Source organism: Pseudomonas frederiksbergensis, assembly GCF_003732705.1.
In the GTDB taxonomy this organism is placed as follows: domain Bacteria; phylum Pseudomonadota; class Gammaproteobacteria; order Pseudomonadales; family Pseudomonadaceae; genus Aquipseudomonas; species Aquipseudomonas frederiksbergensis_F.
The window spans coordinates 603,352-628,545 of sequence record NZ_MOBR01000009.1 but is presented as its reverse complement, the minus strand read 5'-3'; the positions used below and the strand labels follow the sequence as shown (position 1 = coordinate 628,545).

The window sequence follows — 25,194 nt, the reverse complement described above, 5'->3', positions numbered from 1 at the left end:
TTGAGTTGTGACCGTCGGTGACGGCTATGCGAATGCGGCAATGGCGTCTGCGCTTCTGATCCGCGCTGCATCAATGCGTGACTTGATGACCTCACCGACCCGCCGGATATGCGGCTCGCGCATCATGGTCAAGTGATCGCCCTCGACAGCAATGCGCTCCACGTGTGGCGCTACCGTGCGCCAGCCGCGATACGGATCGCGGAAGGCCGTACCGACCATCTCATGGGGGGCTTGCAGCACATCGGGCAACTCGACATCCGCCGCGAACAGCGTCAATGGCAAATCCAGGGGCGGGAAGCGGTAGTCCAGCAGCGACTGCCAGTTGGCATGGAACACCCGGTACAGCTGATCCAGCGTCAGCAACGTGATGCTGGCGTCGAAAATGCCCTGGGCCACGCCGTGCTGCTTGATCGCCTCGAAGGCTTGCAGGTCGCTCATCGCAGCGAAGTCCAGGGCGTGGTAGCCGTAGTCTTTCTGGCCATCGCCGCTGAGCAATTCCCACATGAACCAATTCATGAACTCGCTGCGCTCAATCTGCACATCCCCTTGGCTGACGCGCACGATGGTGTCGAGCAAGAACACGTTATGCAGACGCCGCCCGCGACGCTTCAACTCGCTCGCCAGCTCATACGCGACGACACCGCCATAGGACCAGCCGCCAATGTTCAGCGGGCCGGTGGGTGCGACCTGTTCAATCGCATCGGCGTAGTGCACCGCCTGGGCCTGCACCGATTGCAACGGCGCGCGGCTGTCCCAAGTGCCCGGTGCTTGCAGGGCGTACAGCTGGACCCGGTCCTTGAGCACTTGCGCCAATGCGGCATAGCACAGCACATGCCCACCGATGGGGTGCACGAGGAAAAGCGTCGGCACACGCTTGGCATTTTTGAAGTCCACCAGTGCGCCGGTTTGCGCGTGACCGTCTTCGCTCTGCTGCAACACTTGGGCAAATTCGGCGATGGTCGGCGCCTGGATGAAGTCGGACAACGAAGGTTCGCAACCCTGATGCCGGGCCAGCATGGCAATCAGGCGCACGGCCTTAAGCGAGTTGCCGCCAAGTTCGAAGAAATTGTCATGGACGCTGATGTCTTCCAGATCCAGGGTTTCCTGCCAATAGGCCTGCAACAAGTCTTCCCAGGTATTGCGTGGCGCGGTAAACGGGCGCAGCGACGTGGTCTGAACATCGACCTTTTGCAAGCGTTGGCGATCGATCTTGCCGGTTGGGCCAAGGGGTAATTTACCGATGCTGACCAGCGTGTTCGGCAGCATGTAATCGGGCAGTGTCAGGCGCATTTCAGCCTTGAGGCGATCCAGGTCCAGCTCGCGCCCCGGCATCACTTGAACAAAGCCCACCAGATAGCGACCGCCATCCGCCGCCAGCTTGTCGATCACCGCCACTTGCTGAATATCGGCACCGAACTGAGGGGAGCCGAGCATGGCGACTTCGATCTCGCCCAACTCGACGCGATAGCCGCGAATCTTCACCTGCGCATCGCTGCGGCCCTGATAGATCAAGTCGCCCCAAGGCAGGTAAAACCCGACGTCACCGGTCTCGTATAACCGACGACTTTCACCCGACAGCTGACGATAGACAAAGCGTTCGGCGGTCAGGTCCGGTTGGTTCCAGTAACCGTTGGCCAGGCACAACCCCTCGATGAACAGATCACCGCTGACCCCGACCGGGCAGGCATTGCCCGTGGCGTCCAGTACGTGCATGCGCACGCCATCAATCGGCACGCCAATTGGTGGCATGTTCGGCCAATCGGCGCTGGCGCCTTCCAGTCGCAGGCGGGTGACCACGTGGGCTTCGGTCGGGCCGTAATGGTTCTCCACCCGGCAATCGTCGAGGCCATCGATCAGATGCCGGATCTCCGCAGTGATTTTCAGCTGTTCGCCCGCCACGTTGATCTGGCGCAGCGAGGCCGGGCGGATCCCGAGTTGCATCGCGACCTCGGCCAGGCCCTGGAAGGCGACGTAGGGCAGGAACAGTCGGTTGATGTCCTGCGCGCCGATAAATTTCAGCAGCCGAATAAAGTCGTAACGCAGCGCTTCATCGATCATCACCAGTTCTGCGCCGCTGGACAGGGTCGAGAAGATTTCCTGGAACGAGACGTCGAATGAAATGGGCGAGTATTGCAGCGTCTTCAGGGGGATGCCCGTGGCCTCCTGCTCGCGGATTTGCCAGCGGATCATATTGCTCAAGGCTTGATGCGGCATCGCCACGCCTTTCGGCCGTCCGGTGGAACCGGAGGTAAAGAGCAGATAAGCGTTATCGTCGTCGGCTATTTCGGTCGCGATCGCCGCAACCCGTTCATGGCAGCGTGCGAGGTTGCCATCGAACTCGACAACCACGCCGTCCCAGTGCCGCCGCTCAACCCGGCTGGCCAGTGTCGCCACCAGATTCGTCGAGCCATCGGCGGACAGCACCAGGCGCGGCTGTGAATCCTCGAGGATCAGCTGGATGCGGTCCTGCGGATAACTCAGGTCAATCGGCACATAAGCGGCACCGGCCTGGATCACCCCGAGCAGGGCGATGATCAGTTCCGGTGAACGGGGCATCATGATTGCCACCCGATCACCCGGACCGATACCGCGTTTGTGCAGCCAACTCGCCAGTTGGGCGCTGCGGTCCGCCAGTTGTCGGTAGGACAGTCGAGTCTCGCCAAAGCTCACGGCGACCTGCTCGTCATGGCGGGCGAAGCTGTCCAGCAACAAGGTCGAGAGATTGCCGTGGGTCGCCGGTGCCGTGTGTTCGATGCTCGGCATCCAGTCCGGTATGCGCGGCGGCGCGTCGGGATTGGCGATCATCAATTCCAGGGTGCGCAGCATGTAATCGGCATAGACCTCGACCTGACTGGTGGCCACGCGCGCAGTGCAGTAGTCGGTCTTCAACATCAGTGAACCGTTGGACGGATGCCGTCCCGCCGTGGTCAGCAAGTCATAGTTGCTGGCCTCGGTGGTTTCCCAACCGGTGAGGATCTCTTCGCCCGGCGCCAGCAGGTCGTTGAGCACATAGAAATCGACGTAATTGAACACCACGTTCAGCGCCACGTCGGTTTCCCGGTGAATCAGCGCGAACGGGTAGCGCCTATGCGCAAACACCTGTTGCTCCTGGCTCATCAGACCGCGAATCACTTCGAGCCAATTGCCGCCAAGGGTGCTGAAGCGCAAGGGCAGGGTGTTGAGGAACAACCCCAGCACCTGGGCGCTGTCGGCAAATTCCGGCCGACCATGGCTGATCACGCCGCACAACACCTCTTGCTGATTGGAGACGATGGCTTGGGCAAAACCGTGGGCCGCCAGCAGCACGGCACGCAAGGGCAGGTCCTGGGCACGGCAGAACGCTTCGAGCCGGGCCACGTCCGCGGCGGGCATTTCCCGGTAGGCCGAGCGGTGCGGCGTCGGGTCCGGAGCCACCGCGTGGGTCCAACTGGTCATGGACGCCGCAGGCGCATCCTGCAGGTAGTCGCGCCAAAATTGACTGTGGGCCGCGTTGGCCATGGCTTGCTGTTCAAGCACGACAAAGTCGGCGGGCGTCGTGGTCAGAGCGGGTAATGACTCTTCTGAGGTGTAGAGCGTGATCAGATCACGCATCAACGTGGCGACACTCCAGCCATCGAGAATCGCGTGGTGGAAACTGAACACCAGATCCATGTCATCCGCGCCCACGGCCACGCCGAACTGGTACAGCGGCGCCTGATGCCAATCCTCACGGTGACGCTTGCGTTCCTCGATGTAGTTGGCTACCGCCTGCTCGCGATCCGCAGGGTTCGGCGAAACAATCAGCTGCACGGGTGATTCCACCACTGAGTGCACCCGCGCCATCGGCGCTTCGGTATGGCCGACATCGAACGACATGCGCAACGCCGGGTGACGCTGGATCAAGGCGCGACACGCCCGGTCCCAGACGGCGGCGTCCCATTTCAGGCGCAGGCGATAGCGGAAGATGTCGTGATAGATCGCCGAATCCGGGTGCATCATCGAGTGGTAAATCATCCCGACTTGCAGTTGCGACGCGGCAAATACGTCATCGAATTCACCCGCGCTGGCCAGGCGAATCGCCTCCGGCACCTGGGCAAACGGCGCCACACGCGCCAAGGGCGCCAGGTAAGTCGAAGCGCCGCCCTGGGCCGCTACGTTTTCGGCCAATTGAGCGATGCTCGGATGCTGGTAAATCTGCGCCAGCGTCAGGGCAATCCCTTGTTCACGGGCCTTGACCTGCAAGTGAATGACCTTCAGGGAATCGCCACCGAGCATGAAGTAGTTGTCGTGGATCCCCAGTTCCGAGCGCTTGAGGTTGTCCCGCCAGAGTTCGGCCAGTGAGTGTTCCAGCGCTGAGCGGGGCGCCGTTGTATCGCGGCGGCCCAGGGTTTCGTCGGGCTCGGGCAGGGCCTTGCGGTCGAGCTTGCCGTTGACGTTCAACGGGAATTGCTCAAGTTGAATCAGGTGCCAGGGCACCATGTAGTCCGGGACTTGCTGCTGCAAAACCTTCTGCAATGTCTGGGCTGACAGCTCAACACCCGGTTCACCGACAAAGTAGCCGCACAGCCAGGCATCGCCTTCGGTTTGCTGACGGGCGATCACCACCGCTTCCTTGACGCCTTCGCACGCCATCAGCCGCGATTCGATCTCGCCCAACTCAATGCGCAGGCCCCGAATTTTCACCTGGAAATCATTGCGTCCCAGGTATTCGAGGCTGCCATCCGCCAACCAACGCCCCAGATCGCCGGTCTTGTACAAGCGCGCCTGAGGATCGGCCTGGAATGGATCGCGAATAAACCGTTCGGCCGTAAGTTCCGGGCGATTCAGGTAGCCCCGCGCGACACCGATGCCACCGATGTGCAACTCACCAGCAATGCCCGGAGGTAACCGTTGCAGGTTGCCGTCGAGCACATGCAGCTGCGTATTGGCGATGGGCTGGCCGATCGGCACGATGCCGTTGTGCACGCCGGGCCGGCAATGCCAGGCCGTGACGTCGATGGCCGCTTCGGTGGGACCGTAGAGGTTGTGCAATTGCACCTGCGGCAGGCGCTCGAAAAAACGTTCCTGCAAGGCATACGGCAACGCTTCGCCACTGCACAGCACCTGCTTGAGTTCAGGCAAACGCCGGGGCTCGGCCTGGTCGAGAAACACCTGCAACATCGACGGCACGAAATGCAGCAGCGTGATGCCGGTGCTCTCCATGAGATCCATCAAATAGCCAGGATCCTGATGCCCGCCGGGCGCGGCCACCACCAGTTGCGCGCCGCTGAGCAACGGCAGGAAAAATTCCCAGACCGACACATCGAAACTGAACGGGGTCTTCTGCAGGATGATGCTGCGTTCATCGACGCCATAAGCATCCCGGGCCCAGAGCAGACGGTTGACGACGCCGTCATGCTGGTTCATCACGCCTTTGGGCAGGCCCGTGGAGCCGGAGGTGTAAATCACATACGCGAGATGTTGCGGCGTCAGGTCAAGGACGGGGTTTTCAAGCGGTTGCCGGGCGAGGCGTTGGTGGTCGGTGTCGAGGCACAACACCGGCACCGTCACGGCAGGCAGGCTGGTCAGCAAGGTGCGAGTGGTGATCAGGGCGACGGGCGTGCTGTCGCTGAGCATATGGCTCAAGCGGTCGGCGGGATAGCCCGGATCCAGCGGCACGTAGGCTGCGCCGGCTTTCAGAATGCCCAGCAGACCCACTACCATCTGCAGACTGCGCTCCACGCAAATGGCCACGCGGTCGTCCGGGCGAATGCCGTTTTCCAGCAAGGCATGGGCCAATTGATTGGCCTGGCGGTTCAGCGCGTCGTAGGTCAGAGATTGTTGCTCGAAACGCACGGCAATCGCGTCCGGGCGAGCCGCGACCTGTGCCTCGATCAACTGATGCAGTAGCGGGGTCTTCGGGTAATCAACATCGGTGCGATTCCAGTCATCCAGCACCTGGCGTTCAGTGGCGGGCATCAGTTCCAGGGCGTTGACCGGCACGTCGAAATCAGCCGCCACACCGTGGAGGATGCGCATAAAACGCAGTTGCAGCGCCTCGATCTGCGCCGTGTCGAAGTAAGCCTCGTTGTAGATGAAATGCATCCACACATCGTCGTCCGGCCCGGCCTCTCGCACGTGCATCGCCAGGGGATTCTGTTCATAGCCGTTACTGAGTTTGACCGGGTGCGCGAGGGTTGCGTCGTACCAGGTGTCCTGGTCTTGCTCGAAGGACACGACAAGGTCGAACAACTGCCGCCGACCCTGATTCTGCAGCCCGAGTTCACGGTTCAATTCGCTTAACGGGTAACGCTGATAGCGGTAATCCTGCTTGAGCGTCAGGGCAATCTTGCCGACCAGTTCACTGAAGCGCAGATCGGTGCCGAGGCTCAGGCGCACCGGACTCATGCCGACAAACAACCCGACCGTAGCCTTGTGCGCGGCGTTGGCGCGGTTAAGGATCGGCAGGCCGATCACGATCTCGTCACGTTGGGCCACTCGGGCGAAGTAGCTGTACAGCGCGCCCAGCATCACATGGAAAATCGACCCCTGGCCGCTGGCTTTGGTCAGTTCGCCGAGGCGATTGTAAAGTGCACGCGGCAAGCGCCAGGTGTGGTTCTGGCTCGGCGTCAGGCCTGGCCCGACGCGGCTTTCCGGGCGGGGCGCGAGCAGCGGTTCGGGCAACGTGCGGTATTTTTCCAGCCAGTAGTGGCGTTGACGCTGGAACGCCGCCGAGGCTTTATCGCTGCCTTGCTGTTCGAGATAGGTTTGATAACTCGGTGCTGGCAGCATCGGTGCCGAGGCGGAATAGGCCTCGCTGATGGCCTTGCCAATCATCGCAAACGACCAGCCATCGACAATCAGGTGATGGCAATTGAAGAAAAAGTAATAGAGGTCTTCGCGGACCTTCAGCAGGTCCGTACGAAACAGCAAACCGTCGTCAAAGGAGAACGGCGTTTGCAGGTTTTCTTCCAGCAGCGCCAATGCGGCGGCCTCGGGATCGGCCTGTGCGGAGACATCGATCAAGGAATACGCCGCGCTGACCGACGCCAGGAATCGTTGGCGCGGCAAGGGATGATCGGCCGAGCCTGGCACCAGTTGCGTGCGCAACGCGTCGTGGCGACTGACTACCTGGTCGATTGCGTGCTGCATCCGGGTCGCATCCACCGCGCCGTTGATCCGGGCATAACCGCCGATGTTGTACAGCGGCGAATCTTCGTGCAGCCGCTGATCCAGCCAGATATCCAGTTGCGGGGCCGTCAGCGGGTAAAGCAGGTCACCCGAAACGGGCTTGGCCTGAGTCATAGAGTTCTCCGTGGGCCTGGCCCAAAACTGATGAAAAACGTGACGACCGAGGCTTCGCGCAGGCGTGGCGAAGCAACGGAGGTCAGGAGTCCGTTGCTGGAATCAGCGGTTAAGGTGAGTCTGGAAAAAACCGGTTACGCGACGCGCGACGTCTTCACCCGAGCGAGTGCCAGTGCCTCGACTTGCAGCGCGGCGGCTTCACTGGCGCTTTCGCCGCTGGGAATCAGCGCGCGATAGCGAGCGCAATTGGCGCGCACCTCAGGACTGGTCAACACCGTGTCCAGTGCCTTGGCCAACGCTTCGCCGGAGGCCGGAGGCAATAAGCTCACGCCGCAACCCAGACGCTCCATGCGCGCCGCATTGTCGAACTGGTCATGGGCAAACGGGGTCGCCACTTGCGGTACGCCGGCGGCCAACGCCAGTGCCGTGGTGCCGACGCCACCGTGGTGCACCAACGCGGCGGTATGAGGCAGGATGCGACTCATCGGCACATAGCGGCGCACCAGGATTTGCCCGGCGGCGGCCATCGCCAGGTCCACCGGTTGCCGGGTCAGGAACACGCCACGGCGGTTGACCGCTTTCAGCGCGGCCACGGCAGCGGCGAAATATTCCTCGCCATTGACCTGGGTCGAGCCGGGAGTAAAGACCACCGGAGATTCTTCACTGAGAAAGTCGTCCAGTTCGCTGTCGCGTTGCTGGAAACCGGATTCGTCGAACAGTGGAAAACCGGTCAACACGGTGTGGCTCGGCCAGTCCGATGCCACCTCGGCGAACCACTGCGGGAACAAGCCCAACACCCCGTCGGGTGAGCAGATCCATTCGCTGATAATCCGCTTGGTCGGCGGCAAGCCCAACTCGCGGCGGAAGCGATTGAGTTCCGGCTTCATGAGCCCGTCCAGAAAGGTCCGCTCGACCAGACGCAGCACCAGGCGTTTCACCGGGGTAGGCACAAAACCCGGCAGGTTGGTGCCCGGTGGATGCACCGAGGGGGAAGCCGCCGACCAGAAACCGAACGGCGAGACTTGCGCGGTGATCAGCGGGATGCCGTGTTTTTCCTGGAGCAGGCGGGCCGAAAACGCCCACAGGGAACCGAGCATCACCGTCTCGTCGTCACACGCGGCCTCCAGCAGCCGGTACTGATCGCGCAACGTACCGGCGACGCTTTTCCAGAGGGTGGGCAGCGAGGTTCTCGTGCGCCATAACGCCGGGTCGGCCATGACCGCCTCATACTCCTCGGCGGTGCCCAATGGCAAAAAGGTAAAGCCGCAGCGCTCGATGAGCGGGGCGAACGCGGCGCTGGCGCAAAAGGTTATCCGGTGCCCCCGTGCGGCGAGCGCGCGGCCGATACCGACAAAGGGATGAACGTCACCGGCGGAGCCGATGGCCGTAATGATCACATGCATAAGAATCCGTCCTGTTGAGTGATCTGGCAGTTGCGGCCTAGGCCGGCGCGGCGATCAGATCGCGTGCCGAATAGAAGCCCAGCACCGTGCGTTTTTTCTCCCGGTATTCACAAGGCACCAACGGCGTGCCCGGCAAATCGGAAGTGAAGGAGGGGTGTTTGACGATCATTTTCCTGCCGCCCGCGCGTAAGCGAACGTATTCACCTGGTTCGAATGTGTTCATTTTCATTGCCCTCACAATGCAACATTCAAGCGTTCGGCCCAGCCTCCGCCCAGCGCCTTGTACAGCCCGACCTCGGAGGTCAGCTGTGCGAGCCGGTCGGTGATCAGCGTTTGCTGGGCACTGAACAGGGAGCGTTGTGCGTCGAGAAAGGTCAGGTTGTTGTCCACACCGATGCGATAGCGACGCTCGGCCAACCGGTAGTAATCCTGGTTCGCCTGGACGAGGTCGCGTTGCGCGGTCAGTTGTTCGCTGTAGGTCTTGCGGGCCGCCAGACCGTCGGAGACTTCCTGGAAGGCGGACTGGATTGACTTCTCATATTGCGAAACCCTGATGTCTTTCTGGATTTTCGAATAATCGAGGCTGGCGCGCAGGCTGCCGGCATTGAAAATCGGCAGGTTGATTTGCGGCTGGAACAGCCAAGTGCCAGACCCACCCTTGAACAGCCCGGACAGTTGCGAACTGGAGCTGCCAGCGTTGGCCGTCAGGGTGATGCTGGGGAAGAACGCGGCACGGGCGGCGCCGATGTCGGCATTGGCGGACTTGAGCAGGTACTCCGCTTGCAGAATATCGGGACGCCGTTGCAACAGGTCCGATGGCAACCCGGCCGGAACTTCGGTGAGCAGGTCGGAGGCGAGCGGCAGGCCGGGCAGGTTGTCCGGCACGGAGGTGCCAACCAATAACGTCAGGCCATTGAGATCTTGCGCCACTTGCCGTTGAAACTTCGCCAGATTGGCCCGGGCACCTTCGACGGTGGTTCGGGCCTGGCTGACGTCCAGCGCGGACGCCACGCCGACGGCATTGCTGCGGGTGGTCAGGCGCAGGCTTTCTTCATAAGACTTGAGCGTGTCCTGGGTCAGCACCAGCAATTCCTGGTCGGCACGCCACGTCAGATAGGCCGTGGCCACATTGGCCACCAGGCTCAGTTGCGTACTGCGCCGGGCCTCTTCGCTGGACAGGTAAACCTGCATCGCTTCCTGGCTGAGACTGCGGATGCGCCCAAACAGGTCCAGTTCATAGGCGCTGATACCCAGGCCCGCCGAGTAGGAACCGCTGGTGACGGCTTCGCCGGTGGGAGACAGCTTGGCCGGCGTTCGCTGGCGCGTACCGGAACCACTGGCCGACACCGCCGGGTACAAGTCGGCGCGCTGAATCTGGTATTGCGCCCGATAGGCCTCGACGTTCAACGCCGCCACCCGCAGGTCGCGGTTGTTGCTCAAGGCACTCTGGATCAACTGCTGCAACGCCGGATCGCGAAACTGATCGCGCCAGCCTTGTTCGGCCGCATTCCCGTCCGCCTGGGCCGGTGCATACGCAGCGCTTTGCGGGTACTGCGGGGCGACCGGTGCGGCTGGCCGTTGGTAGTCCGGTATTAGCGAACAACCGCCGAGAACAAACGCAACGGCCGCCAGGGACATCGGGGACTTGCTCATTGACCAGCCTCGTCGTATGGGAGTTGGGGCTTCGCTTTAACGGAATCGGAGTCGAAGTCGGGGCATTACGCCCCGATCATCCATTTGGCCAGGCCGTGTCGACCGCTCACACCGAGCTTGGCCGCCGCCCGCTTGAGGTAGGTTTCGACGGAGCTGTTTTTGACGCAGAGTTTTTCCGCCATCTCCGGCACGGTGCCGCCGGTCAACAGCCCCAGGCACACCTCTTTTTCCCGTGCCGACAGGGCCACGTCACACAGGGTCAAGCGTTCGTTGAAGTCCCGTTGCAGTGGGGTCTGTTCAAAGGCGACGACGGGCCGCGCCATGGGGCTGCCGGTCTTGCGTACGCTGACCTGACGACTGATCCGCGCATGCCGCTCAACCAGCGGCAACAGCGTTTCCGAGAGGTTTTTGAGAAACGATAATTCGCTCAGGGAAAAGTCACGGTCCAGCAAGGGTCGATGCAACGAGATCACGCAACGGCGATTGCCCTTGCCCGAAACCAGGCTGCATTGATGGGTCGCGCTGCTGAGCTGATAGCCCTTGGCGTCCATCATCGGCGCATTCATGTGAATCAGGATGGAATCGTCCACTTCAAGAATCCGTTGCATGAGTGGGTGTTCGTCTCGTTGCCGGGGGGTAATCGAACAAGGGAGGGAGGGCGACGCGATGTCCTCTGGGAGGCCTGCGTTGCCAAGGGATTGAATGTCGATGACGCTTCCCTGGCTGTCGTCTGTTGTCCATTCGCTGAGTTCCACCAGGCTGATGGACACTGAGGTCCCGATCAGTTGGTGCATATTCGCAACGAAGTGTTCATGCCCTACGCTTGAAATCAGTTTCCCTAGTTCGAAATAGATATGCGGATTCTCTATATTTCGTACGCTACTGATTCGATTCATAAGCCTGCATACCAAAATCGCTGGCTGACCTGGTTTCCGACCGCCCGGTCGAAAATAACCCTGCCCCCATGTCAAATTTCCACCGTCGCGTTTCATTGATTTAGTGCACGACTAAATCGATTCAGCGTGGGTGAATTATTAAAACCTACACGTTTATAGGTGTATGTAGGGGGATACAGGGACAGCCCTGTCACAAAATTGGCGTCAATTGCCATAGATACCGGCCTCCGTGCCGTGAGAAACATTTGTTCGAAACTAGCGTTTGTCAGCGATATAAGCATTTGAAAGGTAGAACCTTTTTTGAAGTTCACAAGCTCACCGGAATAAATGACGTCCAAATGGCCATCATTTGTAAGTTGTAGGACAAATCTGTAGGTAAAAGCCGACCAACGGTCGGCTTTTAAACGTGCTGTTACTCGGATTTGCCCCTCAGTGCGTAGGAAATTGCCTCACCGAGGGCGTTGACGTGCGGCGCGCGCACCAACGTGTGGTGCGTGCCCGGCAGCGGTGTGATGCGCACGAGGTCACCCTGCAGGGCTTGCCAGCCCAACGTCGGGTCGGCACGCTCCTGCTGATTGGCGGTGAACAGCGAAACCGTCACCGGCAGCTCAGGGCTGACGTAGGCGCCCACGGCCAGCCGCGTGGCGTAGGCCACCGCCAGATGGGTTCGCAACATCCCTGCGTCGATTCCTTGACTCAACTCCTCGGGCAGCAAGCCATGGGTCGTGCAAAGTGCAAGCATCGGCGTAATTTCGCCATTGGCTACCAGAGGCGTGAGCTGATCAAACAGCCCGGCATCCATGTCTTCGGGTAGCCAGGACATCAGGAACTGCGCTTCCGTCAGCACTTCGCGTTCTTCCGCGCCGACCTCGGCGGAGGTGTCGATGATGCCGATAAACTCGACCTGATCGCCGCTGGCAATGACTTGATTAGCCATCTCATAGGCGATCAAACCACCGGCGGACCAACCGGCGAATCGGTAAGGCCCCTTGGCCTGCACTTCGCGAATCGCCGCCAGATAGCGGGCCGCGATGGCCGGGATGGTCCTCAGCGGAACTTCTCCCGCGACGAACCCCGTGGCCGCCAGACCGTAGACCGGCACCTCGGGATCAAGGCTCGGCGCCAGGTCACGGACATAACCGACCTCACCGCCGAGCGGGTGCACCAGGAACAGTGGCCGCTGGGAACCGCCACGGCGGATCGGCACCAGGTTATTGCGCGACGTCGGCCGCGATTGGGTGTCGAGGGTCCGGGCGAACCCGGCAATGGTCGGCTCGACAAACAGGTCACGCACCGCGATGGGTTTGCCCAGCACCTTGCGCAAGCGTGAGGTCATCTGCACCGCCATCAGGGAAATCCCGCCGAGCCGGAAGAAGTCATCGTGGCGACTGACCTGCTCGAGCTTCAACAACTCCAGCCAAATCTTCGCAATGGCCAGCTCGGTGTCACCCTGTGGCGCCTCGAAGGGCAGTTCCTGCACTTCAAGCGGTTCCGGGCTCGATTCGGCGCGGACCAGCGCCGGCATCCCATCGAGCAATGCGCCCACGGGTTGTCGGGCGTCGGTGACCATGGTTTCCAGCACCTGGACGAACAGCACGATGATGTTCTCCACCGTGGCGGTATCGAACAGGTCGCTGGCGTACTGCAGGCTGCCGGTGATCGTCTCGACGTCATCGATCAGCGACAGCGACAAGTCGAACTGCGTAGTGGTGTGCGCGCTGTCCACCGACTCTACCGTCAGGTTCGGCAATTGCAGCGGCGCCGGTGGCGTGTTGTTGAGGCTCAGCATCACTTGGAACAACGGGCTGTGACTCATGCTTCGGGTCGGCTGCAGGGTGCTCACCACTTGCTCGAACGGCAGGTCCTGATGGCTGAACGCAGCCAGAGTCAGACCTTTAATGCGAGTCAGCAAATCGCCGACGCTGGCCTCGCGCTCGGTGGTGACTCGCAGCGCCAGGGTGTTGGCGAAGAAGCCGATCAAGCCTTCCAGTTCGGTGCGCGGCCGGTTCGCCACTGGCGTACCGACCACCACATCGGACTGGCCGCTCAAATGCGTCATCAACGTGGACCAACCCGCCAGCAGGGTCATGAACAGCGTCGAGCCCTGGGCCTGGCTGAAGGCGCGCAACCGGGTGCTGAGTGCCGCCGGCAACACGCAATCGATGATGCCGCCGGCATAGCTTTGAACCGCAGGGCGCGGACGATCCAGCGGCAGGTTCAACAGGCTCGGCGCACCGTCCAGGTGGGTGCTCCAGAAATCGGTTTGAGCCTGCAACGCCGGGCCGTTCAGCCATTGGCGTTGCCACACCGCATAGTCGGCATATTGCAGTGGCAGGGCCGGCAACGGGTCTTTCAAACCTTGGCTGAACGCGGTGTACAGCACGGTCAGTTCATGGGCGAGCACGCTGTTGGACCAACCGTCCGAGACGATGTGATGCAGCGTCACCAACAGCACGTGTTGCTCATCCTCCATCCGAATCAGACGACCCCTCGCCAGCGGGCCGCTGCTCAGGTCGAACAGTTCGGACGCGTTGGCATCGCCTGAGCGCGCAAGTGTCGCGGCGCGTTGCTCAGGGGCTAGTTCGCGCAGGTCCTGTTCCAGCAGACGGAAGCGCTGGTCCGCCGGGGCAATCTTCTGCACCGGTTCACCGTCGATCAATTCGAAGGTGGTGCGCAAGGTTTCGTGGCGTGCCACCAGGCGATCCAGTGCCTGGCGCAATGCCGGCGTATGCAGAACGCCGTTCAGGCGCAGGGCCAGCGGCAAGTGATAAGCCGCGCCCGCCGCGTGATCGAGATGATCGAGGAACCACAACCGTTGCTGGGAAAACGACAGCGGCAGCCGCGATTTGCGGTTGGCCAGTGGAATCGGCTGCGCTTCGGTCGGCACGGCGGCGTTGACCAACGCAGCGAGGCCACGCACGGTCGGGGCGTCGAACAACTCACGCAGGGTCAGTCGCGCACCGAGTTTGCGACGCAGCCGCGAGAGCAGTTGCACCGCGAGCAGCGAGTGGCCACCAAGCTCAAGGAAACCGTCGTGACGCCCGACCTGATCCAGGTGCAGCAGGTTTTCCCAGATACCGGCGATGGCGATTTCGGTTTCACCTTGCGGCGCTTCATAGGCACGGCTGGCCAGAGAGTCCTGACCCGGCGCGGGCAGGGCGCGGCGGTCGAGTTTGCCGTTGGAGGTCAGCGGCAGCGCGTCCAACTGAACATAGGCGCTGGGCACCATGTACTCGGGCAGGTTTTTCAGCAGTTCATCGCGCAATTGTTCAGCGGTCACCGGGTCGCCACACAGGTAGGCGACCAGGCGTTTGCCATCCTCGGGATTGTCTTCCCGGGCAATGACCACCGCTTCACGCACGCCGGGGCAGGCGAGCAGGGCGTTTTCGATCTCGCCCAGCTCGATACGGAAACCGCGGATCTTCACCTGGAAGTCGTTGCGCCCCAGGTATTCCAGGGTGCCGTCGGCCTGCCAGCGGCCAAGGTCGCCGGTCTTGTAAAGGCGTGCCTGTGGACGGCTGGAAAACGGATCGGCGATAAACCGTTCGGCGCTCATGTCTGGACGGTTGAGGTAGCCGCGAGCCACGCCGGCACCACCAATATGCAGTTCACCGGCCACGCCCAACGGCGTCGGCTGGCCGTGGGCGTCGAGCACATGTACTTGGACGTTGGCGAACGGACGGCCAATGCTCGGTGTTTCGCCGAGGTCGCGAATCAGATCGATCGTGGCGTCAACCGTGGCCTCGGTCGGACCGTACATGTTGTAGAAGCGGATGCTTTGGCAATCACGCAATTTGCTCCACATCGCCGCATTGATCGCTTCACCGCCGAGCAATACGCTCACCGGTTGGTAGCTGCTGCGTTCCAGCAAACCGGCGTTGAGCAGGCCGTCGAGTTGCGAAGGCGTCGAGTCGAAGGCGTGCACCTGATGCTGTTCGAGGAAGTCGAGCAACTCGCTGCCACTGGCGCGAATCAGCTGCGGGATGATCACCAGGCGATGGCCGGAGAACAGCTGCGAAATGCCCTTGATCGACATGTCGAAGTAGAACCCGGCGTTGAGCGCCACCGTGGCGTATTCCGGGCAATGCAGGTGGGTGGTGCGTTGCAGCACTTGCCAGAAGTTGTGCACCGAATGGTGCTCGACCATCACGCCTTTGGATTGCCCGGTGGAACCGGAGGTGTAGATCACGTAGGCCAGGTGTTCGGCCGTTAATCCCGGGATGACCGGATTCAGGTCGAAGGCTGGGTCGTTACTCGCCTCCAGTGATTCGCGCTCATCCAGCAACAACACTGGCGTTTCCCCGACCGGCAGTTGCGCGGCCAGCGCCTGTTGAGTGAGGACGGCGAGAGGCGTGCTGTCGCTGAGCATAAATGCCATGCGATCAACCGGGTGCGCCGGGTCAATTGGCACGTAAGCACCGCCCGCCTTGAGCACACCCAGCAAACCAACAATCATCTCCAGACTGCGCTCGGCACACAGCGCCACACGCTGGTCCGGTTGCAGGCCGAGGGCGATCAGGCGCCGGGCCAGATGGTTGGCACGGCGGTTGAGTTGGGCGTAAGTGAGTTGCTGATCCTCATGAACCAGGGCAATCGCTTGAGGCCGGGCACGCACCTGGGCTTCAAACAGCGCCTGAATCGGCTGCGCCGGGGCGAACTCGGTGGCGGTGTCATTAAAGCCATTGAGCAGTTGCTGACGCTCGTCGGCAGGCAGCACATCGAGGGTATTGGCCCGTTGCGACGGGTCGCGTTCAAGCGCCTCGACCAACGCGGTCACGGCGTTGGCCAAGTAAGCAGCAATCCGTTGCGGATCAATCCCGGCAATCGACTGCGCCGTCAGCGAGAACCCGGTTTCCTCGGCCGCCACGGCAATTTCAATCGGGTAATTGGTGCGGGTTTCGGACTCTTCGAAACGCATGCCTTGCCAATCGCCCATTTCATCGACGCTCTCGCCACCCGCCGTGACCATGTCGCCATGGCGGCAGTTGAGAATGACGGTAAACAACGGCAGCGCCGCATCCACACCGCTGCAACGCTGGGCGAGGGCGAGTGACGCTTGTTCGTGGGTCAAGAGTTCGCTGAGTTGTTGATAGGCGTCCTGCACGATGGCGCTGACACTGCTGTCCTGCAGGCGAATGCGCATCGGCAACGTGTTGATGAACATGCCCAGCGCATGGTCGGCGCCGGTGGTGCCTTGGGAACGGCCGGACAACACCGTGCCGAAAATCGCATCGTCCCGGCCACTGGTCGCCGCGACCACCAAACCCCATGCCGCGTGAAACAACACGGAGGTCGGAACCCCCTGAGTGCGCGCCGTGCGGTGGATCGCGGCGTTGACTTCATCGCTCAGGTGTTCAACCGCCCGACTGATCTGCGCACCGTTGCCGCGCACATCCAGCACCCCGTAAGGCGCGGTGGTTTCGTCGACATCCGCGAGCAACCGGCGGAAGTAGGTTTCATGTTCTTCCTGGGAAATCGCCGCTGCCTGGGCGATGAAATTGCGATACGGCTGGGACGGCGGCAGGCTGTCACCGCGCCCGGCGAGGATGTTTTGGATCTCCAGCATGATCAGGCGCAGGGTCACGTTGTCGCTGATCAGGTGATGGTCGAGCAGGGCCAGCAGCCATTGCTCGCGGACCGGGTCATAGGTCACGTACGCCGCGATCAGCGGCGCGACCTGCAAGTCCAGGCGCAGATGATGGGTGTCGGTTTTGTCGCGCAGCATCTGCAACGCGTCTTCGCCGTCGGTGTTTTCCAGGGTGATGACCGGCAGTGGCGCTTGCCGATGAACGATTTGCACCGGTTGCGGCAGGCCCGACCAACGCAAGGCACTGCGCAGGATGTCATGGCGGTCGATCACCACTTGAACCGCCGCGAGGAAGTCGTCGAGTAAGCTGCGCTGGTCAAACATGATCACCGAGCGCATCAAGTACGCATCGCCTTCCGCCAGCAGCAAGTGGTGGAACAGAATCCCTTCCTGCAACGACGACAACGGGTAAATGTCCTGCACATTGCTGGCGCCACCGGGCACATCGGCGACGATCTGATCGATCTCCGATTGGCTCAGGGTCAGCAGCGGCAGCATCGACGCTTCAATCGCGCTGCAATCGTCCGGAATCAGATTCGGCGGCACCACGAATGCGGCGCTGCGCTCGCCCGCCAGCACTTGGGCCATCGCCCGTAGCGTCGGGGCGGAGAACACCGTGCGCACATCGAGCTGCAACCCGGATTGGCGCAGCCGTTCAATCAGGCTGATGACCAGGAACGAGTGGCCACCGAGTTCGAAGAAGTGGTCATCGCGACCGACCTGTTCAATCCCGAGCAATTCCTGCCAGGCACCCGCCAGCGCTGTTTCAATCGAGCCTTTTGGCGCTTCATATTCACGGCTCACCAGTGCGGACAGGCCAGGCACGGGCAGGGCGCCGCGATCCAGTTTGCCGTTGGTGGTCAGCGGCCAGGCGTGCAGGGTGACGAAAGCGCCGGGGATCATGTGCTCGGCCAACACACCGGCCAATTGGGTGCGCAAGGCGGCGGATTCCGGCGCGGCGTTATCCTCGGCAATCAGGTAGGCCACCAGGCGTTTATCGCCCGGCACGTCTTCGCGAACCGTCACCACGGCTTCGCGTACGCCGGGGCAGGCAAGCAGTTGCGCTTCGATCTCGCCGAGCTCGATGCGGAAACCACGGATCTTGATCTGCGAATCGTTGCGGCCGATATAGACGACGCCGCCATCCGCGCGATAACGCGCCACATCGCCCGTGCGATAGAGCCGCTGCGGCCCGTAAGGGTCGGCGATGAAGCGCTCGGCATTCAGCTGCGGCCGGTTCAGGTAATTGCGCGCCACACCGGCGCCGCCAATGTAGATTTCGCCGTGTACACCGACGGGCACCGGTTGCTGGTATTCATCGAGAATGCGCAGGCACAGGTCCGGCAGCGCCGTGCCGATCAGGCTTGGCGCACCGGCATCGATCTCGGCCTGGGTCACGGCGTGGTAGGTGGCGTGCACGGTGATCTCGGTGATCCCGTACATGTTCACCAACCGTGTCTGCGCCAGCGGTGTGCGGGCGATCCATGGCCGCAGGCTGATAAAGTCCAGGGCCTCGCCACCAAAGATCACCTCACGCAACCCATGCACCTGGGCGCTGCGGCCACTGGCGTCGATGAACTGGCGAAAGGCACTCGGCGTCTGGTTGAGCACCGTCACGTTCTGGCGGCAGACCAACCCATAGAACTCATCCGCAGAGCGCGCCACGTCGGTCGGCACGATCACCAGTTTGCCGCCATGACTCAGGGCGCCCCAGATTTCCCAGACCGAGAAGTCGAAGGCAAACGAGTGGAACAGCGTCCAGACGTCATCGCGATTGAAATGGAACAATTCGCGGGTGGTATCGAACAGGCGCGCGACATTGCCATGCTCGACCAGTACGCCTTTGGGCAAACCGGTGGAGCCGGAGGTGTAGATGACATACGCCAGATGCTGCGGCAGCGAATCGACCACGGGATTGATATCGAACGACGCATCCGACAGCGAATATTCGTCAGTCTCGACATTCAGCAGCACGACCCGGATATCCAGGGCCGGCAGCACGTCGAGGCAGTCTGGTTGCGCGAGCAGCACCACCGGGGCGCTGTCACTCAGCAGATAGTTGAGGCGTTCGGCCGGATAGGCCGGGTCCAGCGGCACATAAGCGGCGCCGGCCTTGAGCACACCGAGCACGGCGCAGACCATTTCCAGTCCGCGCCCGCTGAGAATCGCCACGCGGTCATCCGCTTTCACACCCAGCGCCAGGAGCTGGGCGGCGATGCGGTTGGCGCGGCGGTTGAGCTTGCGGTAGCTCATCTGTACGTCGCCAAACACCAGCGCAACGTTTTCGGGATGGGTGGCCGCGAACTGCTCGAAACGCTGATGAATCAGCAGCCCCGGCGCACGCACTTGCAACGGTGGACGCAGCGCCGGCGAAGCCTGACTTTGCTCCGGGCTCAGCAAGGGCAGGGCGCGCACCGCTTGTTCGGGGTTGTCGAGCATGGCGCCGAGCAAGGTCTGGAAATGCTGGGCGAAGCGCTCGACCGTCGTGCGGTCGAACAGGTCGGTGGCGAACTCGATCACACCGCTCAACTCGCCCCCTTCATCGGCGAGGGTCAGCATCAGGTCGAATTGCGAGGTTTCCCGGGCTTGCGCCAGGGCCGTCAGGGTCAGGCCCGGCAACGCCAGTTCGCCGCCGTCCGGGGTGTTGTTCAGCGACAACGCCACCTGACACAGCGGGTTATGGCTCAGCGCACGGGGCGGCTGCAAGGCGTCGATGACTTGCTCGAACGGGATGTCCTGATGTTCGTGAGCCGCTAGCGTCGTTTCTTTGATCTGCGCCAGTAACTGCGCCACGCTCGGGTTGTCTTGCAGACGCACACGCAGGGCGAGGGTGTTGACGAAAAACCCGATCAGCGATTCGACTTCAGTACTGCCACGATTGGCAGTCGGCACGCCGATCACCACGTCCGGTTCGTTGCCCAGACGTGCCAGCACCACCGACCACGCGGTCAGCAGGGCCATGAACAGCGTGACGTCGTGTTCCCGGCAGAATTGCTCCAGTTGTTCCCGCACTCGAGGCGCAATCACCACCGGCACATCACCGCCGCGATAGCTTTGCATCGCCGGGCGTGGACGATCAGTCGGCAGGGACAACAAGGTCGGTGCGCCGCTGAGGTGTTCACGCCAGAATTCGACCTGTTGGGTCAGGCGTGAACCGCTCAGGCAACGGCGTTGCCAGGCCGCGTAGTCGGCGTACTGGATCGCCAGGGGCGGCAGCGGGTCGGGCTGTTGCTGGCTGAACGCGCGGTACAGCGCGGCGAACTCCTTGACCAACACGCCAATCGACCAGCCATCGGAGATGATGTGGTGCTGGGTGATCAGCAAGATGTATTCGTCATCGGCCAGGCGCAGCAGACGACCGCGAATCAGCGGGCCTTTGTGCAAATCGAACGGCGCGCTGGCCTCAGTGTGACTCAGACGTGCCGCCGTGAGGCTGGCTTCTTCGTAAGGCAGGGCACGCAGGTCTTGCTCGACGAGGGCGAAACCGGACGCCGGTGCGGCAATCCGTTGCACCGGTTGTTCGCCAACCCGTTCAAACGTGGTGCGCAGGCTTTCATGCCGCGCCACCAGTTGATCGAGCGCAGCCTTGAGCGCTGGCAAGTCGAGTGCACCGCGCAGCAACAGGGACGCCGGCATGTGGTAAGCCGTGCTGGCGTTCGGGTCGAGCTGATCGAGGAACCACAGCCGTTGTTGGGAAAAGGACAGCACCAGCGGCGCGTCGCGGTCCACGACAGTAATGCCGTCGGGCTGTAACACTTCGAGGGTGCCGACGCTTTTTGCCAGTTCCGCCACCGTTGGATGACTGAACAATTCCCGCAGCTTCAATTCGCCACCCAGGGTCTGGCGGACCCGGGACACCAATTGCGCTGCCAGCAGCGAATGCCCGCCCAGCTCAAAGAAGCCGTCGCGACGACCGACCCGTTCCAGCCCCAGCAATTCCTGGAAGATCAGCGCCAGGGCTTGCTCGGTCGGGCCTTGCGGGGCCTCGTAGCTGCGCTCGGACATGGCATCCAGATCCGGCGCCGGTAGCGCGTTCTGATCCAGTTTGCCGTTGGCGGTCAGTGGATACGCCGCGAGGCTGACGAACGCACTGGGGATCATATAATCCGGCAGGGTCGCGCCGAGTTGCAGACGCAACGCGGCGATTTCCAGCACCACACCGGGCTGCGGAATCAGATACGCGATCAAGCGTTTGCTGCCGGTTTTGTCGTCACTGGCCAGCACGCGGACTTCAAACACGCCGTCGCACGCCTGGAGTTTTGCCTCGATTTCACCCAGTTCGATGCGGAAACCGCGAATCTTGACTTGGGCATCCATCCGCCCCAAATGCACGATTTCGCCGTTGCCCAGCAACTTGCCCAGGTCGCCCGAGCGGTACAGCCGCTCGCGAGGCCGAAAAGGATCGACGATAAAACGTTCGGCGGTCAGCTCCGGACGGTTCAGATAACCACGGCCCACACCTTGGCCGCCGACGCAGATTTCCCCCGGTACGCCGACCGGCATCAGGCGCTGTTGCGCATCCATGATGTAGGTCACGGTGGTCGGGATCGGCCGCCCGACATTGGAAATGCCTTCGGCGATATCCGCCGCTTCGAGGTGTTTGTAGGTCACGTGCACACAGGTTTCGGTGATGCCGTACATGTTGATCAGCGCAACATGCGGGAAGGCCCGATGGAAGGCATCGAGCCTGGCCGGTTCGAGACTTTCGCCGCCGAGGATCACGTAACGCAGCTTCGCCAGGCTGACATCGGGCCGGGAAGTCGCGACCCCGCTCAGTTGATGGAACGCCGATGGCGTCTGGTTGAGAACGGTGACGCCGTCGCTTTCGATGAAGTCCAGAAAGTCCGCCGGATCACGGCGTAGGGCTTCGGGCACGAGGGTCAGGCGGGCGCCGTGCAACAGCGCGCCAAACATCTCCCAGACTGAAAAGTCGAACGCGTTGGAATGGAACAGCGACCAGACGTCATCGGCGTTGAACTGAAATGGCGTGCGGCTGTTGTGCAGCAAGCGGATGACATTGCGGTGTTCCAGCAGCGCACCTTTCGGCTGCCCGGTGGAACCCGACGTATAGATCACATAACACAGATGATCGGGCGCATTCACGTTCGACAGGTTCACCGAGGCGCGCTGCACCTCAGGTGAAGTCTGGGTGCTCAGAGGTTTGGGGTCGAACACGTCGATGCCCAGTTCGCCGAGTTCGGCGGCCATGTCCGGCAGGGCAATCGCCTTGCGCGCGCCGCTGTCTTGCAGCACGTAAGCGATGCGGTCCGCCGGCGATGTTGGATCGATGGGCACATACGCCGCGCCGGATTTGAGCACGGCGAGGGTAGCGACGATCATGTCCAGCGAGCGTTCGAGCAGGATCGCGACGAGGTCTTGCGGCACCACGCCAGCGGCACGCAGGCGGCGGGCCAGTTGATTCGATTGTTCATTGAGCGCGCGGTAGGTCAGGCTTTCTGCGCCCATGCTGACCGCGATGCTTTGCGGCGTGCGGCGTGCCTGTTCTTCGAACATCTGATGCAGGGTGGTTTCTTCGGGGTAGGCCGCTTCCGTGTCGTTCCAGTCCAGCGCCTGGTGTTGCTGTTCGCGAGCATCAAGCAACGGCACCTCATCGACTCGCAGGGCGGTGTCATCGGCGAACGCTTCGAGCAGGCGCACGTAGTGCCGCATCATCTGCTCGATAAAGTCTTCGTCGAACATCTGCGCGTTATAGGTCAGGCGGCCCATCCATTGTTGTTCACCGGCCTCGACCAACAAATGCAGGTCGTTCTTGCCATAGCCCAGGTTGGTTTCCAGCGTCTGCACCGTCAGGCCGGCGACGACTTCCGAGGCTTTGGCGGCCTGTTCGAAGTTGAACAGCACATCGAACAATGCGGTACGGCTCATGTCCTTGTCGGGATTGAGCGCCAGCACCAGTTGATCGAACGGCATGTAGCGATGGCGCTGGGCTTGGGCCTGGGTGCTGGCGACCTGTTCAAGCAAGGCCTGCAAGGTGGTGTCGTTGTCGCAGGTGTTACGCAGCACCGATAAGTTGCCGATCGGTCCGACGAGTTCCTTCACCGCCAGGTCTTCGCGGCAAGTGGCGGTGGTGCCGATCACCAGTTCATCGTGCCCGGCGTAGCGGCGCAACAACGCGGTGAAGGCGCTAAGGGCCTGGGTATTGGCGTCGACACCCGCTTGTTCAGCCGCCGAGTTCAGGCGATTGACCAGTGTTTTGTCGATCAGGAATGCATGCGTCGCCTCGGCGTAGGTGTGCACCGCATTACGCGGACGGTTCAGCGGCAGCTCCATCGCTTGCAACTTGCCGCGCAACTGATAAGCCCAGAACGAACGCAAGGTTTCGCTGACGGCTGCCGGGAACTGACGCTGCCACGCAGCGAAATCGCGGTAGTGCATGCTCAGTTCAGGCAGACGCGCAGGGCGGCCGGTGCAGGCGGCGGCGTACAGTTCCAGCAGATCGCGGCGGATCAGTTGCATCGATGCACGGTCCGCCAGCAGGTGGTGAACGGCAATCGCGAGCACGGCTTCCTGGCTGTCGCTTTGCACCAGCGTGGCCCGTACCAGGCTGCCACCGTCCATTTGCAGCGGATGGCGGGTGGATTCCAGTGCGAGTGCGGCGGTTTGTTCCGGCAGTGCTTGCACCACCGTCAGTGGCAACACCGCCTCGCCATCGAAACGCTGCCAGGCACTGGCACCATCGGACACCACACGGCAACGCAGGATGTCATGCCGGGCGAGCAGCCCGTCGAGTGCGGTTTGCAGCGCCGCTCGATTGATCTCTCCACCGAGTTCAAGCAACAGCGGAATGTTGTGATAGATCGGGTTGGCGTCGTACAGATAACCGGTTTCGAAGGTGTCGACGAACCAGATGCGCTCCTGATGGAACGACAACGGCGTGCGCGATTCTTCGGGTTGAGGCAGCACCGCCGGGAGGTTGAGTCCGGGGTCGAGATCGAGCGCGCCGATGCGGGTTTGTGGCGCGTCGGTAAAGTAGCTCAACACCCGCTCGAAACGCTGGGCGATACGCTCGATCGTGGCGGCGTCAAACAGCGCCGTCGAATACGACAAACTGCACGACAGGCAGTCGCCGGAGTCATCGATGTGCAGCGACAAGTCGTGTTGCGTCTGGTCCTTGCGCGAGGGCAGGAACTCCAGGGTCAGGCCCGACAGGCTGAGGGTTTCAGCGTCATTCCCGGCGTTGGTGTACAACATGGTCTGGAACACCGGGCTGTGGCGAGTGCTGCGCGGAGGCTTGAGCGCTTCGACCACCTGTTCGAACGGCGTGTCCTGATAGACCGACGACTCCAGCATCAGCGTGCGGACTTGCAACAACACCTCATCGAGCGTCGGGTTGGCGTGCAGCTTGACCCGCAACGCCAGGGTGTTGACGAAGAAGCCGATCAGCGATTGCACGTCCTGCCGGTCACGGTTGGCCGCGACCGTGCCGATCACCAGATCCTGCTGGCCGCTGATGCGTGCCAGCAACACGGCCCACGCGGCCATCAAGGTCATGAACGGGGTGGCCGCCCGGGCTTGGGCGAAGCGGGTAATGGCGTTGGACAGGCCTGCGGGCAGGTCGAAGCTCAGGGTCGCACCGCGATAATCCTGCACCGCCGGGCGCGGTCGGTCGGTAGGCACCGTCAGCAAGGCCGGCGCGCCCGCCAGGTGACTGCGCCAGAATTCGACATTTTTCGCCAGGCGCTCACCGTCGAGATGGCGGCGCTGCCAGGCGGCATAGTCGGCATATTGGATGGACAGCGGCGGCAATGGATCCGGCTGCTGGCGGGAGAAAGCCTGATACAGCGCGGCAAACTCCTTGACCAGCACGTCGATAGACCAACCATCGGAGATGATGTGGTGTTGGGTGATCAGCAAGCGGTATTCGTTATCGGCCAGGCGCAGCAGGCGCCCGCGAATCAGCGGGCCGTTCAGCAGATCGAACGGTGCGGCGGCCTCGGCGTCGCTGATGCGCTCGGCACTGCGGGCGGCGTCCTCGGCGGACAGGTTGCGCAAGTCTTCTTCGATGAGGGTGAAGCCGCACTCAGGGATGGCGATCACCTGCACCGGCTCATCACCCACCCGTTCAAACGTGGTGCGCAGGCTTTCATGCCGGGCCACGAGGCGGTCAAGGGAGGCCTTGAGCGCGACCAGGTCGAGCGAGCCACGCAGGCGCAGCGCCGCCGGAATGTGATAAGCGGTGCTGGCGGTCGGATCGAGCTGGTCGAGGAACCACAAGCGTTGTTGCGAGAAAGACAGGGCCAGGGGCGCGGCGCGGTCGGCGAGGCTGATCGTGTCCGGCGTCTCGGCGATCCGTGCCGCACCGCGTTGCTGCAGAAGTCGCAGCAGGGCGGCACGTTTGAGCTGTTCCAGACTATCGTTTTGGTTGTTCAAT

The 25,194-nt window shown here is 62.1% G+C and carries 6 protein-coding genes; all 6 read right to left on the bottom strand.

Features of this window, described 5'->3' with window-relative positions; genetic code table 11:
* Positions 1-24: 24 nt before the first annotated feature.
* On the bottom strand, positions 25-7,263 hold the full coding sequence (locus BK667_RS14075) for a non-ribosomal peptide synthetase (RefSeq protein ID WP_123597961.1): 7,239 nt from the start codon (positions 7,261-7,263) through the stop codon (positions 25-27).
* Between the two features lie 134 nt (positions 7,264-7,397).
* Positions 7,398-8,666: a glycosyltransferase gene (locus BK667_RS14070; RefSeq protein ID WP_123508138.1), complete on the bottom strand. Its 1,269-nt coding sequence runs from the start codon at positions 8,664-8,666 to the stop codon at positions 7,398-7,400.
* Positions 8,667-8,703: 37 nt separating this feature from the next.
* Positions 8,704-8,889 carry a hypothetical protein gene (locus BK667_RS14065; protein WP_054049663.1) on the bottom strand — a complete coding sequence of 62 codons (186 nt, stop codon included), beginning with the start codon at positions 8,887-8,889 and terminating at the stop codon, positions 8,704-8,706.
* An 11-nt stretch (positions 8,890-8,900) separates the two neighbouring features.
* A complete protein-coding gene (gene adeC / locus BK667_RS14060; RefSeq protein ID WP_123508139.1) occupies positions 8,901-10,319 on the bottom strand; it encodes an AdeC/AdeK/OprM family multidrug efflux complex outer membrane factor in 1,419 nt (472 codons plus the stop codon).
* 65 nt (positions 10,320-10,384) lie between these two features.
* Positions 10,385-11,215, bottom strand: a complete 831-nt coding sequence (locus tag BK667_RS14055) for a helix-turn-helix transcriptional regulator (RefSeq protein WP_123508140.1) — start codon at positions 11,213-11,215, stop codon at positions 10,385-10,387.
* A gap of 412 nt (positions 11,216-11,627) precedes the next feature.
* Positions 11,628-25,193, bottom strand: coding sequence for a non-ribosomal peptide synthetase (locus tag BK667_RS14050; RefSeq protein ID WP_123597960.1), 13,566 nt, complete (start codon positions 25,191-25,193; stop codon positions 11,628-11,630).
* Position 25,194 lies beyond the last annotated feature (1 nt).